Origin of the sequence: Solwaraspora sp. WMMA2065, assembly GCF_030345075.1 — a bacterium.
Lineage (GTDB): Bacteria > Actinomycetota > Actinomycetes > Mycobacteriales > Micromonosporaceae > Micromonospora_E.
Genome location: NZ_CP128361.1, coordinates 5782066 through 5798965, shown reverse-complemented (window position 1 = coordinate 5798965; position 16900 = coordinate 5782066). Strand labels below are relative to the sequence as shown.

Below are 16900 nucleotides of genomic sequence, written 5' to 3'. Positions count from 1 at the left end.
CTGCCGCAGTCAGGCAACCCAGCTCATCGCGAACCGGTCAGCGCCGTGGGTCAACTAGCATCCGCACCCGCCCCCGCAGCAGCCGCCACCTCCGCCGGCCTGGGCTGGCGGCATTGCCGGCAGCCCACCGGAGGCCCCGGCGCCACGGCCGGTGATCGCGACGGTGGACAGCAGCTTGACCGTGTCGGGATGTCCCTGCGGGCAGGACGCCGGATCGCCTGCCTGGGTCATCGGACGGTTGACCTCGAAGGTGTCGCCGCACGCGCGACAGCGGAACTCGTACCGGGGCATGTGGATAGGGTACGGCGGGAACTGACGCTCCCGGCCGGATGGGTGATACTCGACGACATGGTCGAGGACGGATCGGGTACGCCAGCACCGCACCGGTTGCGTCCGGCGGTGCCGGCGCCTGCCCGGCCGCCGCGGCAGGAAAGCGCCCCGGACCCGGACACCATCCGGTCGACCGGCACCGCGTCGACCGGCGACACCGGACCAGGCAGCGACACCGGACCGACCAGCGAACTCCGACCACGCAGCGACACCGGGTCCGGCGCAGGTGGCGGCGACGACACCCGGCGGACCGCCGACAGCGACCCCGGCGACAGCAAACCCGCCGACAGCAGACACGCCGACAGCAAATCCGGCGGCACCCGGCCGATCGGTGCTTCCGCAGACGAGCAGGCGCGGCCGGCGACCGACCCACCCGTACCGGCACCCGTACCGGCACCGGCACCGGCACCGGCCACCACGCTGGCCGTGGTCGGCCGACACCGCCGGGAGGACGCGCCGTTCGGCACCCGGATCGGCTGGCTGCACCCGGCACGGCTGCGACCGGTCCGGCGCGGCCTGCGCCGAGCGGCCCGGGCGGCCGGCGCCTGGAGTCGCCAGCCGGCCGGCCGGTTGGCCCTGCCCGGTCTGCTCCTGCTGGCGCTGGTCGCCGGCAGCGGCACCGCCGGTGCCGTGCTGGTCCCAGCGGCCGCCGGCGACCGGCCTCCGGCCCCCTCGCCCACGGCGCTCGGCACCACCGCCGTACCGCAGTTGCCTGAGACCACGGACCCCGACCTGCTCGAGCCACCGGCGGATCCCCCGCTCGACGGCGGGCTGAACCCGGGTGCCCCGACCCGGCCGGCCACGGTCCTCGCCGCCTGGGCGACCCGCACGGCCAGCCGGGTCGACATACCGGTGGTGGCGATGGAGGCGTACGGCTACGCCGAGTTGGTGCTGGCCACCACCACGCCGGACTGCCGGCTGTCGTGGACCACGCTGGCCGCGATCGGCATGATCGAGTCGACTCACGGCCGGGCGAACGGATCACGGTTGGACGCCGACGGCCGCGCCGTACCGCCGATCACCGGGCTGCCGTTGGACGGTGCCGGCGGACGTCAGCGGATCACCGACACCGACAACGGCGAGTTGGACAACGACCCGGTGTACGACCGGGCGGTCGGCCCGATGCAGTTCATCCCGACCACCTGGGCGGAGTTCGCGGTGGACGCGGACAACGACGGTGTCATCGATCCGCAGGATATCGATGACGCCAGCCTCGCTGCCGCTAACTACTTGTGTCGGAACGGGCGCGATCTGTCCACACCTTCTGATTGGTGGAGCGCGATCCTGTCGTACAACAACGTGCAGCCGTACGCCCAGGCGGTCTTCGACACCGCCAACGACTACGGTGCCCGTAGCCGTACTTAGTGCAATCAGATAGCCACAATTTCCCGCCCGGCCACTTTCGCAACCGGCGACTTGGCGGCAAGCTAGACGCGTGATGGTGCGCGAGTGGGACCCCCGAACCGCGTCGTCCGCCGAGATCTCATCTCTGCTGGACTGTCTCAACCGGGTATTCGAGGCTGACCTGCCAGGTGATCCGTACTGGCGGCCAGACTTCCTCCGGGAGTACCTGACCGAAACCATGCCCGGGGTCCGACGAATCTGCTGGCTGGCCGAGGAGGCCACCGACGACGGCCGGCCGGGGCCGGTCAACGGGCACGTCAACGTGCTGCTCCTCGGCGACATCGGAGTGCTAGAGGTCCTGGTCCGGCCCGACGCCCGGCGCAACGGCCTGGGCCGGGAACTGCTGGCGCTCGCCGTACGCCGCGCCTACCACGAGGGGTTCAGCTCGGTCGGTGTCGAGGTCATCGGGGGCACCTGCGCCGTCGACTTCTACGAGTCACTGGGGTTCGCCCGCCAGTTCCGGGAGATCCGCAGCGTGCTCCGACTGCCGGCGGTCGACTGGACCGCGATCGAGAAGACGGCACAGGACCCGGTCCCCGGGTACCAGATCGAGTTTCACCCGGGCGGGCCGCCGGAGGGCCTGGTCGATGCGTACGCCCGGACCAAGGCCGAGCAGAGCGTGCCGGAGGACGGCGACCTGGACCTGCGGCCCAGCTCCTACGACCCGGACCGGCTCCGGGACAGCCTCGACTGCCTACGTCGCCGCGGCATGACGCCGTACATCGTGCTGGCCCGGCACCTGGCCAGCGGCGCGGTGGCCGGGCTGACCGAGGTGGTGGTGCCGGCGCAGCACCCGACCCGGGCCGACCAGTACGACACCATCGTCGCCCAGGCACACCTGGGACACGGCATCGACCGGGCGATCAAGGCACGGATGCTGCTGGAGCTGCGTACCGTCGAGCCGCGGCTGGCCGAGGTGCAGACCTGGAACGCCGAGGGCGACGAGGATCTGATCGCGATCAACGCGGAACTCGGCTACCAGCCCGACCGGGACTGGTGGGACTACGGAGCCGACATCGCCACCCTGATGCACCGGCTCGGCGTGCGCAGCTGAACGACCGGGTCGGTGGATGCGCCATCGACCCGGGCTGGCGGGTGCCGTCGACACCCCCGGTCAGAGGGCGTTCGCGACCTCCGTCGCCCAGTAGGTGAGGATGATCTGCGCGCCGGCCCGCCGGATCGACGTCAACGTTTCCAGGATCACCCGGTCCCGGTCGATCCAGCCGTTCGCGGCGGCCGCCTCGACCATCGCGTACTCGCCGGAGACCTGGTAGGCGGCGACCGGGACGTGCACCCGCTGGCGGACCGCCGCGATCACGTCCAGGTACGGCAGCGCCGGCTTGACCATCACCAGGTCGGCACCTTCGGCGACGTCCAGCTCGACCTCGCGCAGCGACTCCCGCAGATTCGCCGGATCCTGCTGGTAGGTCCGCCGGTCACCGACCAGCGCCGACTCCACCGCCTCGCGGAACGGCCCGTAGAACGCCGAGGCGTACTTCGCCGCGTACGCGAGCAGCGCGGTGTCGGTGTGCCCGGCCGCGTCCAACGCCCGGCGCACCACCCCGACCTGGCCGTCCATCATCCCGGACGGTCCGAGCATGTCCGCACCCGCTTCGGCCTGCGCGACAGCCAGCTGTGCGTACGCGGCGAGCGTCGCGTCGTTGTCCACCGTCCCGTCGGCGGCGAGCAGACCACAGTGCCCGTGCGAGGTGAACTCGTCGAGGCAGAGGTCGCTCATCACCACGGTCGCGTCACCGACCTCGGCGACCACGTCCCGGATCGCGACGTTCAGCACGCCGGCCGGGTCGACACCGGCTGAACCGGTCGCGTCCCGGCACTGCGGCACGCCGAACAGCATGACCCCGCCGACCCCGGCCGCCACCGCCTCGGCGGCGGCCCTGCGCAACGAGTCCCGGCTGTGCTGGACCACTCCGGGCAGTGACGGGATCGGTCGCGGCTCGGTGAGCCCTTCCTTGACGAACATCGGCAGCACCAGCTCGGCCGGGGACAGCCGGGTCTCCTCGACCAGCCGCCGCACGGCGGCGGTGCGGCGCAGCCGGCGTGGCCGGCTCTGCGGATACGTCATCGCCCATCGTCTCCTGGCTCAGGCGTTCGCCGGCTCGGTGGTCGCCGAGCGGTCAGCCGACTCGGTGGTCGCCGGCTCAGCGGAACCGTAGCGCCGTCGGACCCTGCACCTTGGAGCCGCGCCGCTGCTTGGCCGGCATCGCCACCAGCTTCTCCCGAAGCTCGACCGCGTAGCCGGCCAGCGCCTCGACCAGCTCCGGGACCGACGCGTGCGTCGGCTGCACGTCCACCCGCAGGCCGAACTCGGTGGCGGTCTCGGCGGTCTTCGGGCCGATCACCGCGACCACGGTCCGGGCGTGCGGCTTGCCGGCGATGCCGACCAGGTTGCGCACGGTGGACGAGGAGGTGAACAGCACCGCGTCGAAGCCGCCGGACTTGATCGCGTCGCGGATCTCGGCCGGCGGCGGCGCGGCCCGCACCGTCCGGTACGCGGTGACGTCGTCGACCTCCCAGCCACGTTCGGTCAGCCCGGCGGCGAGGGTCTCGGTGGCGATGTCCGCCCGGGGCAGCAGCACCCGGCCGACCGGGTCGAGGATCTCGTCGTGCGGCGAGAACTCGGCCAGCAGCCCTTCGGAGGACTGCTCACCGGCCGGCACCAGCTCGGGCTGGATCCCGAAGGCGCGGACCGCGTCCGCGGTCGCCTCCCCGATGCACGCGATCTTGACCCCGCCGAAGTGCCGGGCGTCCAGCCCGTGCTCGGCGAACTTCTCCCACACCGCCCGTACGGCGTTGACCGAGGTGAAGACGACCCAGGCGTACCGGCCGTCGACCAGGCCCTTGACCGCCCGCTCCATCTGCGCCGGGGTACGCGGCGGCTCGACCGCGATGGTCGGCACCTCGCACGGGATGGCGCCGTAGGCGCGCAGCTGGGCGCTCATCACGCCGGCCTGCTCCTTGGTCCGCGGCACGAGCACCTTCCAGCCGTACAGCGGCCGGTTCTCCCACCAGCTCAGCTTGTCCCGCTCGGCGACCCCGGCACCGAGGGTGAGCACCACCCGACCGGTGAAGCCGAGCGCGGCGGCGACGAAGCTGTCCACCGTCGAGGTGGTGGTGTACTGGGTCTCGCCGGTCCCGTCCCCGGTCACCGCGACCGAGGTGGCACCGTCGACGCCGGCGGCGAGCAGTCCGTCGCGGACCGCGGCGAGCTCCCCGGCGTCGACCGCGAGGGCGAGCGAGCCCCGGCCGACCGCCGCGGCGAGGGCCTCGAAGTCGAGGCCGGCGGTGTCGTCGACGTCGGCCACCGTACGGATGCCGGGCAGCGGGACCCCGGCGTAGCCGGCCACCCCTTCGGCCTGGCTGACCCCGGGGACCACCTCGAACGGCACCGCGGTACGCGCGACAGCCTGCACCTCGGTCACCACCGCGTGGTGACCGAACGGGTCGCCGCAGACCAACCGGACCGCGGCCTGCCCGGACCGGGCGGCGGAGATCAGCACCTTGGCCACGTCACCTGGCGCGCCCTCGGCCGGACTGAGCTGGGTGTCCGTTTTGGCGCTGGCGCGGACCGCGGCGAGCAGCGTCTCCGGGACGCCCCGGTCGTAGACGACCTGGTCCGCCTCGGCCAGGGCGTCGTGCGCCCGGCGGGTCAGCAGGCCCGGGTCGCCGGGGCCGGCGCCCACGAACGCGATGTGGCCGGCGAGCTTACGGGTGCGGGTCATTTATGCTCCCCATGTTCTGGGTCGTCGCGCCGGACGGATTGGGCGCTGAAGGTCGCTGGGGTACCACGCCGTCGCCATCCGCGGTCCTGGAGGGACCGCCGGGCGTGGCCCCCGGAAGGATCGTGTCGGCTCCGGCGTCGAGCAGCTCGGCGGCGAGCGCCGCGCCGATCTCGACGGCGGTGGCCGGGGGACCGGTGCGCGACAGTCTGATCTCCCGGAGTCCGTCCGGGCTGATCACCGCCCCGCGCAGGTAGATCTCGTCGCCGTCATCCCCCTCGGCGACTTCCGCGTACGCCGCGACCGGTGCGCTGCAGCCGGCCTCCAGCGTCGCGAGCAACGACCGTTCCGCGGCGACCGCGGCCCGGGTCGGTGCATGGTCGAGCGTGCTGAGCAGCTCGACCAGGTCGGTGTCGTCGGCCCGGCATTCGACGGCCAGGGCGCCCTGGGCGGGCGCCGGCAGCATCAGCATCGGGTCGAGAGTCTCGGTGATCTCGGCGGTTCGGCCGAGCCGGGCCAGGCCGGCCCGGGCCAGCACGATCGCGTCGAGATCGGGCTGCGGGCCGCGCACCCGGCCGATCCGGGTGTCGACGTTGCCCCGGATCGGGGTGACCACGAGCTGACGGCCGAGGGCGTTCAGCTGGGCGATCCGGCGCAGTGCCCCGGTGCCGACGGTGGCCCCCGGCGCGAGCTCGGCGAGCATCCGGCCGTCCCGGCTGATCAACGCGTCCCGTGGATCCTCCCGGGGCGGCACCGCCGCGACCAGCAACTCCGCCTGGCCGGCGGTGGGCAGGTCCTTGTACGAGTGGACCGCGAAGTCGATCTCCTTGGCCAGCAGCGCGTCGCGTAGCGCGGAGACGAACACGCCGACGCCGAGCGCGGCGACCGGCGCGGTGGACCGGTCCCCGGCGGTGACGATCTCCACCAGTTCGACGTCGCGGCCGGTGGCGGCGCGCAGTGCGGCGGCGACCCGACCGGACTGGGCGGTGGCCAGGGCGCTGCCCCGGGTGCCCAGGCGCAACACACTCATCGGTCGGCCTCCAGGTCCGGCACGTCGCCGGCGGCGGAGGTGCCCGGCACCTCCAGGTCGAACAGTTGGCGCAGCAGCGCGGCGTACTGGTCACCACCGGGCTCGGCAGCGAGCTGACGCACCCGTACGGTCGGCGAGTGCAGCAGCCGCTGGACCACCCGGTGCACGGTGTGCGCGACCTCGGCACGCTGGTCGTCGGTGAGGTCCGGCCGACGCTGCGCGAGCCGCCGCAGCTCGGCGCCGACCACGTCGTCGGCGCGGCCGCGCAGCGCGGCCACGGTGGGTGCCACGTCCGCGCCGCGCATCCAGCTGAGGAACGACTCCACCTCGGTGTCGACGATCCGGGTGACGGCCGCCGTGTCCATCGCGGCGGGCGCGTCGGTGAGCGAACCGGCCAGGCCGTCGATGTCGATCACCGCGACACCGGGCAGCGCCGCGGCGGCGGGCTCCACGTCCCGGGGTACGGCGAGGTCGAGCAGGACCAGCGGGCCGGCCCGGTCGGCCGGGCGGGCGGCCAGCACCCCGGTGACGGCGTCGCGGGTGAGCACCGGCTCGGCCGAGGCGGTGGCGCTGATCACCAGGTCGACCTGGCTGAGCGCGGCCGGCAACTGGTCGTACGGCACCGCGGTGGCACCGTACGCACCGGCCAGCCGGACCGCCCGGTCGTCCCGACGGTTGACCACCCGGATCGACTCGACTCCCAGCCGGGCCAGGGTGGCGACCGCCAGGGCGCCCATCGCGCCCGCGCCGAGGACCAGCACCGGCCGGCCGGGCAGCCCACCGGGCAGCAGTTCGCCGCCGACCCGCAGGGCCGCGCTGACCACGCTCTGGCCGGCCCGGTCGATCCCGGTCTCGGCGTGTGCCCGCTTGCCGACCCGCAGCGCCTGCTGCATGAGCTCGTGCAGCAGCCGGCCGGTGGCGTCGGCCTCGTTGGCGACGTGGTAGGCGTCGCGCAACTGGCCGAGGATCTGCGCCTCGCCGACCACCATCGAGTCGAGCCCGGCCGCCACCCGGAAGGCGTGTTCGACGGCGGCCTGGCCGTAGTGCACGTACAGGTGGTCGGCCAGCTCGCCGGGGGCGCTACCGACCCGCGCGCCCAGCACGCCGCAGATGTCGGCGAGACCGCCGTGGAATCCGGTGACCGCCGCGTATACCTCGACCCGGTTGCAGGTGGAGAGCACCACAGCGGCGTCGACGTACGGTTGGGCGAGCAGCCGACGCAGCGTGTCGGGCACGTCGGTGGGGGCGACGGCCAGCTGCTCCAGGGTGGCGACCGGCGTGGTCCGGTAGGACGCGCCGACGACGAGAAGGTTCATGAGCCGACCGCTTCCGCCGGACCGGACCCGTCGAAGGTGGCCGCCGAGGCGTCGAAGGTGGCCGCAGCGGCAGGCCCGCCGCCCAGCCCACCCGGCAACGCGGTGAGCCCCGGCACGCCGTGGTCGTGGCCGGAGGCCGACTTGCGGTGCTCGTGGAAGGAGAGGATCTGCAGCTCGATCGCCAGGTCGACCTTGCGCACGTCGACTCCGGCGGGCACCACCAGTACGCATGGCGCGAAGTTGAGGATACTGGTGACCCCGGCGGCAACCAGCTGGTCGGCGACCTGTTGCGCGGCGGCGGCCGGGGTGGCGATCACCCCGATGGCGATCGACTCCTCGGCGGCGACCGCCGGCAGGTCGTCGATGTGCCGGACCACCAACCCGTTGATCTGTTCACCGACCCGGTCGGTGTCGGCGTCGAAGAGCGCGGCGATGCGGAACCCCCGACTGGCGAAGCCGGCGTAGCCGGCCAGCGCGTGGCCGAGGTTACCGACCCCGACGAGCGCGACGGCCCGCCGGTGGGTGAGCCCGAGCACGTACTCGATCTGCTCGATCAGCAGCGCGATGTCGTAGCCGACACCGCGGGTGCCGTATGAGCCGAGTTGGGACAGGTCCTTGCGGAGCTTGGCGGAGTTTACGCCGGCCGCGCTGGCCAGCCCTTCGCTGGAAACGGTCTCGTGACCGGCGTCGGCGAGGGTATGCAGGGCACGGAGATACTCCGGGAGTCGCGCGACCGTCGCCTCGGGGAGGTCCGGCAGCGCCGGAACGGCGTCGACCCGGCCGGACGCGCCTGGCTGGCGGTGCTGACTCATGTGTCTCCGTGCGATGCGATCATTGACCCGCCGGCCCGGCCGGTCAGTCCGGTGCCCCTGTGGCAACCGCCGTCACCTGTTGTGCTATCAGGGCTCGTCAGGATTACAGCGTAGGCGCTTGTGAACGCGTGCACAAATCGCGATCTTGATCGACGGTGATGGACTAGCCGCTGGATCCACGCTACCCGTCACACCGGTTTCATCCGGCGACAGCAGCATCATTATTACCAATTTCCGGCTTTTTGCCATGCGCCGCTCCGACAGGGGGGACAACCCCACCGCGATCGGCGGGGCGGCGGGAGTGACCGGCCCGCCACCTGGCACCTAGCGTCACTCCCATGACCGCAGTCGGCATTCCGCCCGCCCTCGCACGGCCCAGCCGGCAGACGACGTTGCGCCGGCTCGCCAGCGACTCCCTGTACGTACTCACCAGCCTGCCGCTCGCGCTGGCGAACTTCGTCGTCGGCGTCGTCGGTTTCGCACTCGGCGTCGGCCTGGTGGTCACCGTCGTCGGCCTGCCGGTGCTCAGCGGCACGCTGGCCACCGTCCGCGCGTTCGCCCAGCTCGAACGACACCGGATGGCCGGGGTCCTGGCCGCCGCCCGGGTGCAGCCGCGGTACGTGGCGCCGGGGCCGGACGCCGGCACCTGGCGACGGATCCTCGCCCCGCTCACCGACCCTCAGTCCTGGCTCGATCTGGCGTTCGGTGTGCTGCGCCTACCGGTGGCCCTGATCGCCGTGCCGGTCACCGTCACCTGGTGGACCGGGGCGCTGACCGGCTCGCTCTACTGGACGTACGACTGGTTGCTGCCCGCTGATCCGGACGGCGGTCTGGCGCCGTTGCTCGGCCTGGGCGACGCACCGGGCACCCGGATCGCCTTGTACACCGCGATCGGACTGTTCTTCCTGGTCACCCTGCCGATCGTGGTCCGCGGCTGTGCGTTGCTGCAGGCCGGCTTCGCCCGCGGCCTGCTCACCGGGGTGGCCCAGATGCGCGACCGGATCACCGACCTGGAGGAGCAGCGGCAGGCCGCAGTCAGCGCGGAGGCGACCGCGCTGCGCCGGCTGGAACGCGACATCCACGACGGGCCGCAGCAGCGACTCGTCCGGCTCGCCATGGACCTGGGACGGGCCCGCGAGCAGTTGGCGGCCGACCCGGACGCCGCCCGGCGCACCCTGGACGAGGCGCTGGACCAGACCCGCGAGACGTTGGCCGAGCTCCGCGCCCTGTCCCGTGGCATCGCCCCGCCGATCCTGGTCGACCGGGGGCTGCCCAGCGCGCTCGCCGCCCTGGCCGCACGCGGCGTGGTACCGGTCGACCTGTCGGTCGACACCCGGCTCGCCGCCGCCACGACGCGACCCGACCCGGCGGTGGAGACCAGCGCCTACTTCGTGGTGGCCGAGGCGCTGACCAACGTCGCCAAGCACAGCGGGGCGACCGCCTGCAGCGTCGGGGTGCACCGCCACGACGGCGGGTTGACCATCGTGGTCGCCGACGACGGGACCGGCGGCGCCCACCTCGCCAAGGGGCACGGACTGGCCGGACTCGCCGACCGGGTGCGGGCGCACGGCGGCACCCTCGCGGTGCACAGCCCGCCGGGCGGGCCCACCGAGATCCGCGCCGAGCTGCCCGGCTGAGCCCAGATGGTAGACATGGCACCCATGCGAGTGGTGATCGCCGACGACGCCGTACTGCTGCGGGAGGGCCTGGTCCGACTGCTGAGCGAGCACGGTCACCGGGTGGTGTCGGCCGTCGGCGACGGCCCGGCCCTGGTCGAGGCGGTCACCGAACACCGTCCGGACGTCTCGATCGTCGACGTACGCATGCCGCCGACGCACACCGACGAAGGGTTGCGGGCGGCGGTGCGGATCCGCGAACTGGTCCCGGGGGCGCCGGTGCTGGTGCTGTCCCAGTACGTCGAGGTGTCGTACGCCGACGATCTGCTCGCCGACCGGGCCGGCGCCGTCGGATACCTGCTCAAGGACCGGGTCGCCGCGATCGCCGAGTTCCTCGACGCCCTCGCCCGGGTGGCCGGCGGCGGTACGGTGCTCGACCCGGAGGTGGTCGGTCAACTGCTGGTCCGGCGCCGCCGCGACGACCCGCTGCGCCAGCTCACCCCGCGGGAACGGGAGGTGCTCGGGCTGATGGCCGAGGGGCGTTCGAACACCGCCATCGCCCGGCTGCTGGTGGTCACCGACGGTGCCGTCGAGAAGCACATCCACAACATCTTCAGCAAGCTCCAACTCGCGCCGGACACCGAACAGCACCGTCGGGTGCTCGCCGTACTGACCTACCTGCGAGGTTGACCGGGCCCTATCTGCGAGGTTGACCGGGCCGAGTTGGCTTTCCTGCCGCCGGTCAGTGGTCGGCGGCCAGCCGTACCGCCTCGGTGAGGGATTCCACGACCGGCACGCCGCGGGCCCGGAGCCGGTCCGGATCGGTGAAGCCGCCGGTGTACAGGATGCAACTTGCGCCGACCGCCTCGGCGGCGTCCGCGTCGTCGATCGAGTCGCCGATCAGCACGGTCCGGGCCGGGTCGACCTCCAGCGCGGTCAGGTGCCGGTCGAGGTGGCCGGCCTTGCGGTCGCCGCCGACCGCCGTCCGCAGCCCGTCGATGCGCCGGAAGGTCCGGGTCAGGCCGTACGTGTCGACCAGCGGGACCAGTTCGTCGTGGAACCACATCGAAAGCAGCGACTGACTACCCGGCCAGCTGAGCAGCGCCCGTTCGGCGTCCTCGGCGAGTGCGCAGGTGGTCAGACCGGCCCGGTACGCGGCGTGGAAGATCTGGTCCAGCCGGCCGAACTCCTCAGCATCGACCGCCCGACCGAGAACGTCGGCGTAGTAGTCCGCGACCGGCCGACGGAAGGCCACCCGGTGTTGCTCGGGGGTGAGCACCGGGCCGTCGACGGTGGCGATCGCGTGATTGGTCGAGGTGACCACCAGCGCCAGGTCATTGAGCAGGGTGCCGTTCCAGTCCCAGACCAGATGGGTGTCAAGCGGGGCCACGGCGGCACGATACCGGCCACCGGCACCACCGGGCCAGCAGGTCAGCCCACCGACCGGCCGGCGGCCGGTCGGCCGGTCACCAGGTCAGCTGACCGACCGGCGCAGATCGTCGAGCAGCCGATGCTCCTCGACCCGCCAGTACCCGTGTTCCCGCCCGTCGAGCAGCACCACCGGGAGCCGTTCGCCATAGTCGCGCTCCAACTCGATGTCAGCGGTGACGTCCTGCTCCACCCATTCGTCGCCGGTCTGCCCCGTCACCCGGGCGATCGCCGCGCGGGCGTCGTCGCAAAGGTGACAGCCGGGGCGGGTGATCAAGGTGATTCTGGGCTGGCGGCGCGACACGCCGGGGAGCTTACCGCTTCCCGACAACCAATGCGTCGGGTAACCGACAGCGGACAGCCAGTGCGACATGGGCACGCCGCCCTGCGGAAATACTTCGTCGTTGTGTAACGGACTCCACACGCGTGGGTGACGTTGGCCCTATCATCGCCTTGGGTCGACTCACCCGTTTTGCCGTGAGTCGCCACCCCTCAGCCCGAGGAGGCCGCCGTGCCCGTTGTCGCACCGCACCAGCACCTCAGGAGGGTGCGCCGGTCCATGGCGCTCACCACCGATCTGCCGGACCGCACCGGCATCAGCGCCGGTACCAGCACCCAACTCACCGACCCAGGTGCCCGGGCCCAGCAACGAGCCGGGTCGCCGCAGGCACGAACGGAGGACGCCCAATGAGTGTCTACTCCCCGCAGATCGTTCTCCCGTCGGCCAGCCGCGAGGTAGTTGCCGCCCGGATCGCCCTCGCTGAAGGGTTAGCTCTGCTACGTACGTCGATGCACGAGATGCTCAGCATCACGATGCGCGGCGACGGCGGCACCCAAGGGACCAGGCCTCGCACCCAGCCCAACGAGGGGCCGAGCCGACGTCACGCCGGTACCAACACCAAGCCGATGGGCGGTGCGGTGGCCACCCCGGCCCGGCCGACCATGCCGACCCAGCCGGGCGGCAACGAGGCGGAGACCACCGTGCTGCCGGTGATCCCCGATCAGGGCAGCCGATCCGGCGCACCGCCGGGCGGCTATCCGGACCGGCCGGACCCGTCCGATCCCGCCCGCGAGGTCTGGGCGCTGGTGGAACGGGCCCAGGCTGGCGAGACCGAGGCGTTCGGTCTGATCTACGACCGGTACGTGGACACCGTCTTCCGGTTCGTCTATTTCCGGGTGGGCAACCGGCAACTCGCCGAGGACCTCACCTCGGACACCTTCCTGCGCGCCCTGAAGCGGATCGGCAGCTTCACCTGGCAGGGCCGTGACCTCGGGGCCTGGCTGGTGACCATCGCTCGCAACCTGGTCGCGGACCACTTCAAGTCGGGACGTTACCGACTGGAGGTAACTACGGGTGACGTAATGGATGCAGAGCGCGAGGATCGCGGCCCGGAAGGGAGCCCCGAGGCAGCGGTCGTCGACCACATCACCAACGTCGCCCTACTGACCGCCGTCAAGCAGCTCAACCCGGAGCAGCAGGAGTGCATCGTTCTCCGCTTCCTGCAAGGCTTCTCGGTCGCCGAGACCGCTCGGGCGATGGGCAAGAACGAGGGCGCGATCAAGGCCCTGCAGTACCGGGCAGTACGGGCGTTGGCCCGACTCCTGCCCGATGGTTTCCAACCGTGATCGCCCCCATACAGACAGCGATCACGGTCACGCGTAGTGATGAAGTTCGCCACCGGCCCGTAACCCAACTGACCACTCAGGCGTTTCTTGGGGTGCGACCGATGGTGCCAGCACCTCGCCAGCCATCAGGCAGCGTGCCAGGACCCGCAACGGGTCACCTCCCCAGCGACCCTGGCCGTGGTCGCACCGGATAGTGGCGACACCCGCCGCTGAAGCCGTGACCTGCGAAGGGAGGTGTCCGCGATGAGCAAGCTCAATCTCTTCCGCCGACGCGCCGAACGATTCGCACAACTTCTCGACCGCGCCGAGGCCGGTGGGCGGCACCATGTCCGCGATCCGCTGGACGACGAGCTGGCCGGGCTCACGACACTCGGGCGCCGGATGTCCGAGATGCCGAGGTCGCCGGAGAGCGGCGTGGACCCGGACTACCGGGCGCACCTGCGCGCCGTGCTGATCGCCACCGCCGAACGCGAAGGCATCGGCGCCGGCGCACCGACGGCTCCGTACCGCCGCCTTCCGGCACGGCCCCGGTCCCGCTGGTTCGCCACCCGGGCGACGGGCGCCCGCGCGGCGACGACCGCCGGCCGGGCCCGGACCCGCGCGGTCATCATCGCCACCGTCGCGTTCGGGGCGATCACCGTCTCCGGCATGTCCGCCGCCACCGAGCAGGCGGTGCCGGGCGACACCCTGTACGGGATGAAACGGTCCACCGAGCGCGCCCAGCTCGCCCTGGCCCAGTCTGACTCCTCCCGCGGACAGCTGTTCCTCAGCTTCGCCGAGGTACGAATGGGCGAGGCGCTCATCGTCTACGACGAGCCCGCCGAGTTCAGCGCGGTGCTGGACGACATGGACGGCCAGACCCGGGAAGGTGTCCGGCTGCTCACCTCCGCCGCCACCATCGGCGGTGACGGGACCCCGCTCGACGTGATCGACTCTTTCGTGGCCACGCAGCGTCCCACGTTGCGGCAACTCGCCGACGGGTCGGCGGCGAACCGGGACCGGGTCGGCAAATCACTCACCCTCCTCGACCGGGTCCGTGCCCGGACCACGGCGTTGCGCGACGAGCTGACCTGCTCGGCCTCGGCGACCAGCGACAGCGACGAACTCGGCCCGCTGCCGGCCCGCTGTGTATCGGCCGAGCCGGCCGGTAGCATTCGTGTCCCGGGCGGCCTGGTCGGGTCGCCTGCCGGGTCGTCGGTCGACGAGAGACGCGCCGACGTGGCCCCCGCCCCCGCCGCAGGTGCCGAATCGCCGGTCGACCCGGAGCCCGACGTCCGGCCGTCGACCAGTCCGCAGCAGTCGAGCCTCGCCGAGCCGCAGCTCGGCGAGGCCACCGAGCCGGATCTGCCGGGCCCGCGCCCGGCGGTCAAGGACAACCCGGCCGCTGACCGGTGACCTGACCGGGCCGGTGGCGCCGCCCGACGGGAGAGTGATGCCGGCGTGCCCCGCACCCGCAAGGTGACCATCAGTACGGACGCTGCCGGTCACACCACGGGTTGGGCGACCACCGGGCTGGCAGCCACGACACCGGTGGCCCCTGACCACCAGGCAGCGGCGTTCTTCGACGTCGACAACACCATGCTGCGTGGTGCGTCGATCTACTGGCTGGCGCGTGGCCTGGCCGCCCGCAACTACTTCACCACCGCCGACCTCGCCCAGTTCGCCTGGCGGCAGGCGCGGTTCCGGCTGCTCGCCGCGGAACACGCCGGGGACATGTCGCATGCCCGGGAGGCGGCCCTGGCGTTCGTCGCCGGCTGGCGGGTCAGCGACGTGGAACGCCTCACCGAGGAGATCTTCGACGAGTTGATGGCGTCGCGGATCTGGCCCGGCAGCCGGGCCCTGGCGCAGCTGCACCTCGACGCCGGACAACGGGTGTGGCTGGTCAGCGCGACTCCGGTCGAGGTCGGCCGGGTGATCGCCCAGCGTCTCGGGTTGACCGGTGCGCTCGGTACGGTCGCCGAGGTCGTCAACGGTGCGTACACCGGTCGGCTGGCCGGCGAACTGATGCACGGCCCGGCGAAGGCCGAGGCGGTCCTGCAGCTCGCCGCAGTCGAAGGGCTCGACCTCGCCCGCTGCAGCGCGTACAGCGACTCCGCCAACGACCTGCCGATGCTCACCGCCGTCGGACACCCGGTCGCGGTCAACCCGGACACCGCACTGCGCCGCCAGGCACGGGACCTGGGCTGGCAGGTCCGGGACTTCCGGACCGGTCGCAGGGCGGCGCGGATCGCGGTACCGTCGACGGTCGCCGCCGGTTTCCTGGTCGGCGCGGTGACGGCCGGCCTGGCCATCCGTCGCCGCCGGGCAACCGGCTGACCAGGACAGCGGCAACCGGCCCACCCGGGCCGGACCTAGCGCCCACCCGGGGGCGGCGATCGGCCCACCCGGGCTGGCGACGCCGGCATCGGATCAGGAAGGCATCGGTGTGACGGTCACCGCACGCCCGGTCGAGTCGACCGGGGCGCCCAGCCACCCGCCAGGCCGGCACCGCCGCCACCGTCCGTGGCATCTGGCCGGACTGGCCGGCGCGCTGGCAGCTGCGGTCCTGCTGGTCGTGTTGCCACAGGCCGGCCCGACGACCAGCGCGGACGAGCCGGGCCGCCTGCGTACCGTCGCCGAGGTCTGGCCGGCGGCCGAGATCACCGAGGTACCCGCCAACCTCGCCGACGGGCCGGCGTACAGCCCGGTGCTGTTCCTCGACGGCGGCACCTCGGTCGGCACCGCGCCGAGCCCGGACGGCACCGCGCTGCGGCTGGTCGTGCGGGCCGCCGACGGATCGGTACGGGAACTGCGCCGGCTCCCGCTCGGCGCTACCCCGCAGTTCGGTGGGTTCACCACCAACGGGGACACGCTCGCCTGGTCCGAGTCGGTCGCGGACGAGGACGGCCGGGGGCGGACCGAGATGTGGGCCGCCAGCCTGGCCGACGACGGCGAGCCACGCCGGCTCAGCACCGACACCGGCGACGTGGTCTTCTTCAACTCCCAGTACGACATGGTGATCAACGAAGGCAGTCTGTACTGGGTCGCCGTCGCACCCGGCACCGAGCCGGCGACCGAGTTGCGGTCGGTCCCGCTGGCCGGCGGCGAAGTGACCGTTCGCACCGATCCGGGTGCCTGGGCGTTGTCCAGATGGCCGACGATGGTCAGCGCCGGCAGCGGCGAGACCGGCCCGATCCGGGTCCGTGATGTGGTCGAACGCCGGATCACCGACGTTCCCGCCGGCCCGACCGAGCTGGTCACCTGCGGACCCACCTGGTGCCGGGTGCTGGTGCTGGCGGCGGACGGTCCGGGCCGCATCGACCTGATGCGCCCGGACGGTACGGACCGTCGGCGCATCGGCGACGGCACGGTGACCGCCAGCACCATCGACGTCGCCGTGCTGGACCGGTTCGAGGTGCTGTCGCTGTCGTCGGCACCCACCTCACTGACCAACTCGCAGCAGTTGATCATCTACGACCTGCAGCGCGACGAGGCAGTCGTGGTGAGCGACGACGTGGGCATGGTGCTCTGCCGGGGTGGTGTGCTGTGGTGGTCGGTCGGCGACGACAGCGCCGCCTCCTGGCAGGTGCTGGATCTGCGAAGCTTGACGGACTGACCG

15 protein-coding genes and 2 pseudogenes are annotated in these 16900 nt (G+C 72.5%); 9 read left to right on the top strand and 8 right to left on the bottom strand.

All coding sequences use genetic code 11. The features are described from left to right. Positions 1-54: 54 nt before the first annotated feature. Complete coding sequence (locus tag O7610_RS26385) at positions 55-291, bottom strand: FmdB family zinc ribbon protein (RefSeq protein ID WP_281553070.1); 237 nt, start codon at positions 289-291, stop codon at positions 55-57. A gap of 57 nt (positions 292-348) precedes the next feature. On the opposite strand from O7610_RS26385, the gene O7610_RS26380 reads away from it, so the two are divergent. Then, entirely contained in the window at positions 349-1695 is a 1347-nt protein-coding gene (locus O7610_RS26380) for a lytic transglycosylase domain-containing protein (protein ID WP_281553069.1), read from the top strand. 73 nt (positions 1696-1768) lie between these two features. Next, positions 1769-2788 carry a GNAT family N-acetyltransferase gene (locus O7610_RS26375; RefSeq protein ID WP_281555406.1) on the top strand — a complete coding sequence of 340 codons (1020 nt, stop codon included), beginning with the start codon at positions 1769-1771 and terminating at the stop codon, positions 2786-2788. Positions 2789-2848: 60 nt separating this feature from the next. Here O7610_RS26375 and hemB read toward each other — a convergent pair whose 3' ends face one another. From hemB to O7610_RS26350, 5 genes and pseudogenes are all read right to left on the bottom strand, one after another. Beyond that, a complete protein-coding gene (gene hemB / locus O7610_RS26370) occupies positions 2849-3820 on the bottom strand; it encodes a porphobilinogen synthase (protein WP_289212111.1) in 972 nt (323 codons plus the stop codon). Positions 3821-3896: 76 nt separating this feature from the next. Then, on the bottom strand, positions 3897-5477 hold the full coding sequence (locus O7610_RS26365; RefSeq protein ID WP_281553067.1) for a bifunctional uroporphyrinogen-III C-methyltransferase/uroporphyrinogen-III synthase: 1581 nt from the start codon (positions 5475-5477) through the stop codon (positions 3897-3899). 64 nt (positions 5478-5541) lie between these two features. Next, positions 5542-6504 (bottom strand): annotated as a pseudogene (hemC, locus tag O7610_RS26360) (hydroxymethylbilane synthase); the annotation flags it as partial. Further along, positions 6501-7820: a glutamyl-tRNA reductase gene (locus tag O7610_RS26355; protein WP_281553066.1), complete on the bottom strand. Its 1320-nt coding sequence runs from the start codon at positions 7818-7820 to the stop codon at positions 6501-6503. The pseudogene hemC and the gene O7610_RS26355, both read right to left, overlap by 4 nt. Further along, positions 7817-8632 carry a redox-sensing transcriptional repressor Rex gene (locus tag O7610_RS26350; RefSeq protein WP_281553065.1) on the bottom strand — a complete coding sequence of 272 codons (816 nt, stop codon included), beginning with the start codon at positions 8630-8632 and terminating at the stop codon, positions 7817-7819. Before O7610_RS26350 ends, O7610_RS26355 begins: the two co-directional genes overlap by 4 nt. A gap of 338 nt (positions 8633-8970) precedes the next feature. Between O7610_RS26350 and O7610_RS26345 the strand changes: the two genes are divergently transcribed. Together O7610_RS26345 and O7610_RS26340 are read left to right on the top strand one after the other, a co-directional pair. Further along, entirely contained in the window at positions 8971-10269 is a 1299-nt protein-coding gene (locus tag O7610_RS26345; protein WP_281553064.1) for a sensor histidine kinase, read from the top strand. 24 nt (positions 10270-10293) lie between these two features. Next, positions 10294-10938 (top strand): response regulator transcription factor, encoded by a 645-nt coding sequence (locus tag O7610_RS26340; protein ID WP_281555405.1) that lies wholly within the window; start codon positions 10294-10296, stop codon positions 10936-10938. Positions 10939-10990: 52 nt separating this feature from the next. Here the strand turns inward: O7610_RS26340 and O7610_RS26335 are convergent, their stop codons facing one another. Further along, positions 10991-11638, bottom strand: coding sequence for an HAD family hydrolase (locus tag O7610_RS26335; protein ID WP_281553063.1), 648 nt, complete (start codon positions 11636-11638; stop codon positions 10991-10993). An 84-nt stretch (positions 11639-11722) separates the two neighbouring features. Beyond that, positions 11723-11980, bottom strand: a complete 258-nt coding sequence (locus O7610_RS26330) for a glutaredoxin family protein (protein WP_281553062.1) — start codon at positions 11978-11980, stop codon at positions 11723-11725. A gap of 255 nt (positions 11981-12235) precedes the next feature. Here O7610_RS26330 and O7610_RS26325 point away from each other — a divergent pair, with 255 nt between their 5' ends. From O7610_RS26325 to O7610_RS26305, 5 genes and pseudogenes are all read left to right on the top strand, one after another. Beyond that, positions 12236-12367: a hypothetical protein gene (locus O7610_RS26325; RefSeq protein WP_281567135.1), complete on the top strand. Its 132-nt coding sequence runs from the start codon at positions 12236-12238 to the stop codon at positions 12365-12367. Between the two features lie 98 nt (positions 12368-12465). Continuing rightward, positions 12466-13302 carry an ECF subfamily RNA polymerase sigma factor, BldN family gene (locus O7610_RS26320; protein ID WP_281555404.1) on the top strand — a complete coding sequence of 279 codons (837 nt, stop codon included), beginning with the start codon at positions 12466-12468 and terminating at the stop codon, positions 13300-13302. Positions 13303-13545: 243 nt separating this feature from the next. Further along, a pseudogene (locus O7610_RS26315) lies at positions 13546-14430 on the top strand (DUF5667 domain-containing protein); the annotation flags it as partial. A gap of 312 nt (positions 14431-14742) precedes the next feature. After that, entirely contained in the window at positions 14743-15618 is an 876-nt protein-coding gene (locus O7610_RS26310; RefSeq protein WP_281553059.1) for an HAD family hydrolase, read from the top strand. Between the two features lie 109 nt (positions 15619-15727). After that, on the top strand, positions 15728-16897 hold the full coding sequence (locus O7610_RS26305; RefSeq protein WP_281553058.1) for a hypothetical protein: 1170 nt from the start codon (positions 15728-15730) through the stop codon (positions 16895-16897). Positions 16898-16900 lie beyond the last annotated feature (3 nt).

What these genes read in the sequence shown, in the direction of transcription:
- O7610_RS26385 (WP_281553070.1), bottom strand. Translation starts at nt 291, where the DNA reads ATGCCCCGGTACGAGTTCCGCTGTCGCGCGTGCGGCGACACCTTCGAG.
- O7610_RS26380 (WP_281553069.1), top strand. Translation starts at nt 349, where the DNA reads ATGGTCGAGGACGGATCGGGTACGCCAGCACCGCACCGGTTGCGTCCG.
- O7610_RS26375 (WP_281555406.1), top strand. Translation starts at nt 1,769, where the DNA reads ATGGTGCGCGAGTGGGACCCCCGAACCGCGTCGTCCGCCGAGATCTCA.
- hemB (WP_289212111.1), bottom strand. Translation starts at nt 3,820, where the DNA reads ATGACGTATCCGCAGAGCCGGCCACGCCGGCTGCGCCGCACCGCCGCC.
- O7610_RS26365 (WP_281553067.1), bottom strand. Translation starts at nt 5,477, where the DNA reads ATGACCCGCACCCGTAAGCTCGCCGGCCACATCGCGTTCGTGGGCGCC.
- O7610_RS26355 (WP_281553066.1), bottom strand. Translation starts at nt 7,820, where the DNA reads ATGAACCTTCTCGTCGTCGGCGCGTCCTACCGGACCACGCCGGTCGCC.
- O7610_RS26350 (WP_281553065.1), bottom strand. Translation starts at nt 8,632, where the DNA reads ATGAGTCAGCACCGCCAGCCAGGCGCGTCCGGCCGGGTCGACGCCGTT.
- O7610_RS26345 (WP_281553064.1), top strand. Translation starts at nt 8,971, where the DNA reads ATGACCGCAGTCGGCATTCCGCCCGCCCTCGCACGGCCCAGCCGGCAG.
- O7610_RS26340 (WP_281555405.1), top strand. Translation starts at nt 10,294, where the DNA reads ATGCGAGTGGTGATCGCCGACGACGCCGTACTGCTGCGGGAGGGCCTG.
- O7610_RS26325 (WP_281567135.1), top strand. Translation starts at nt 12,236, where the DNA reads ATGGCGCTCACCACCGATCTGCCGGACCGCACCGGCATCAGCGCCGGT.
- O7610_RS26320 (WP_281555404.1), top strand. Translation starts at nt 12,466, where the DNA reads ATGCACGAGATGCTCAGCATCACGATGCGCGGCGACGGCGGCACCCAA.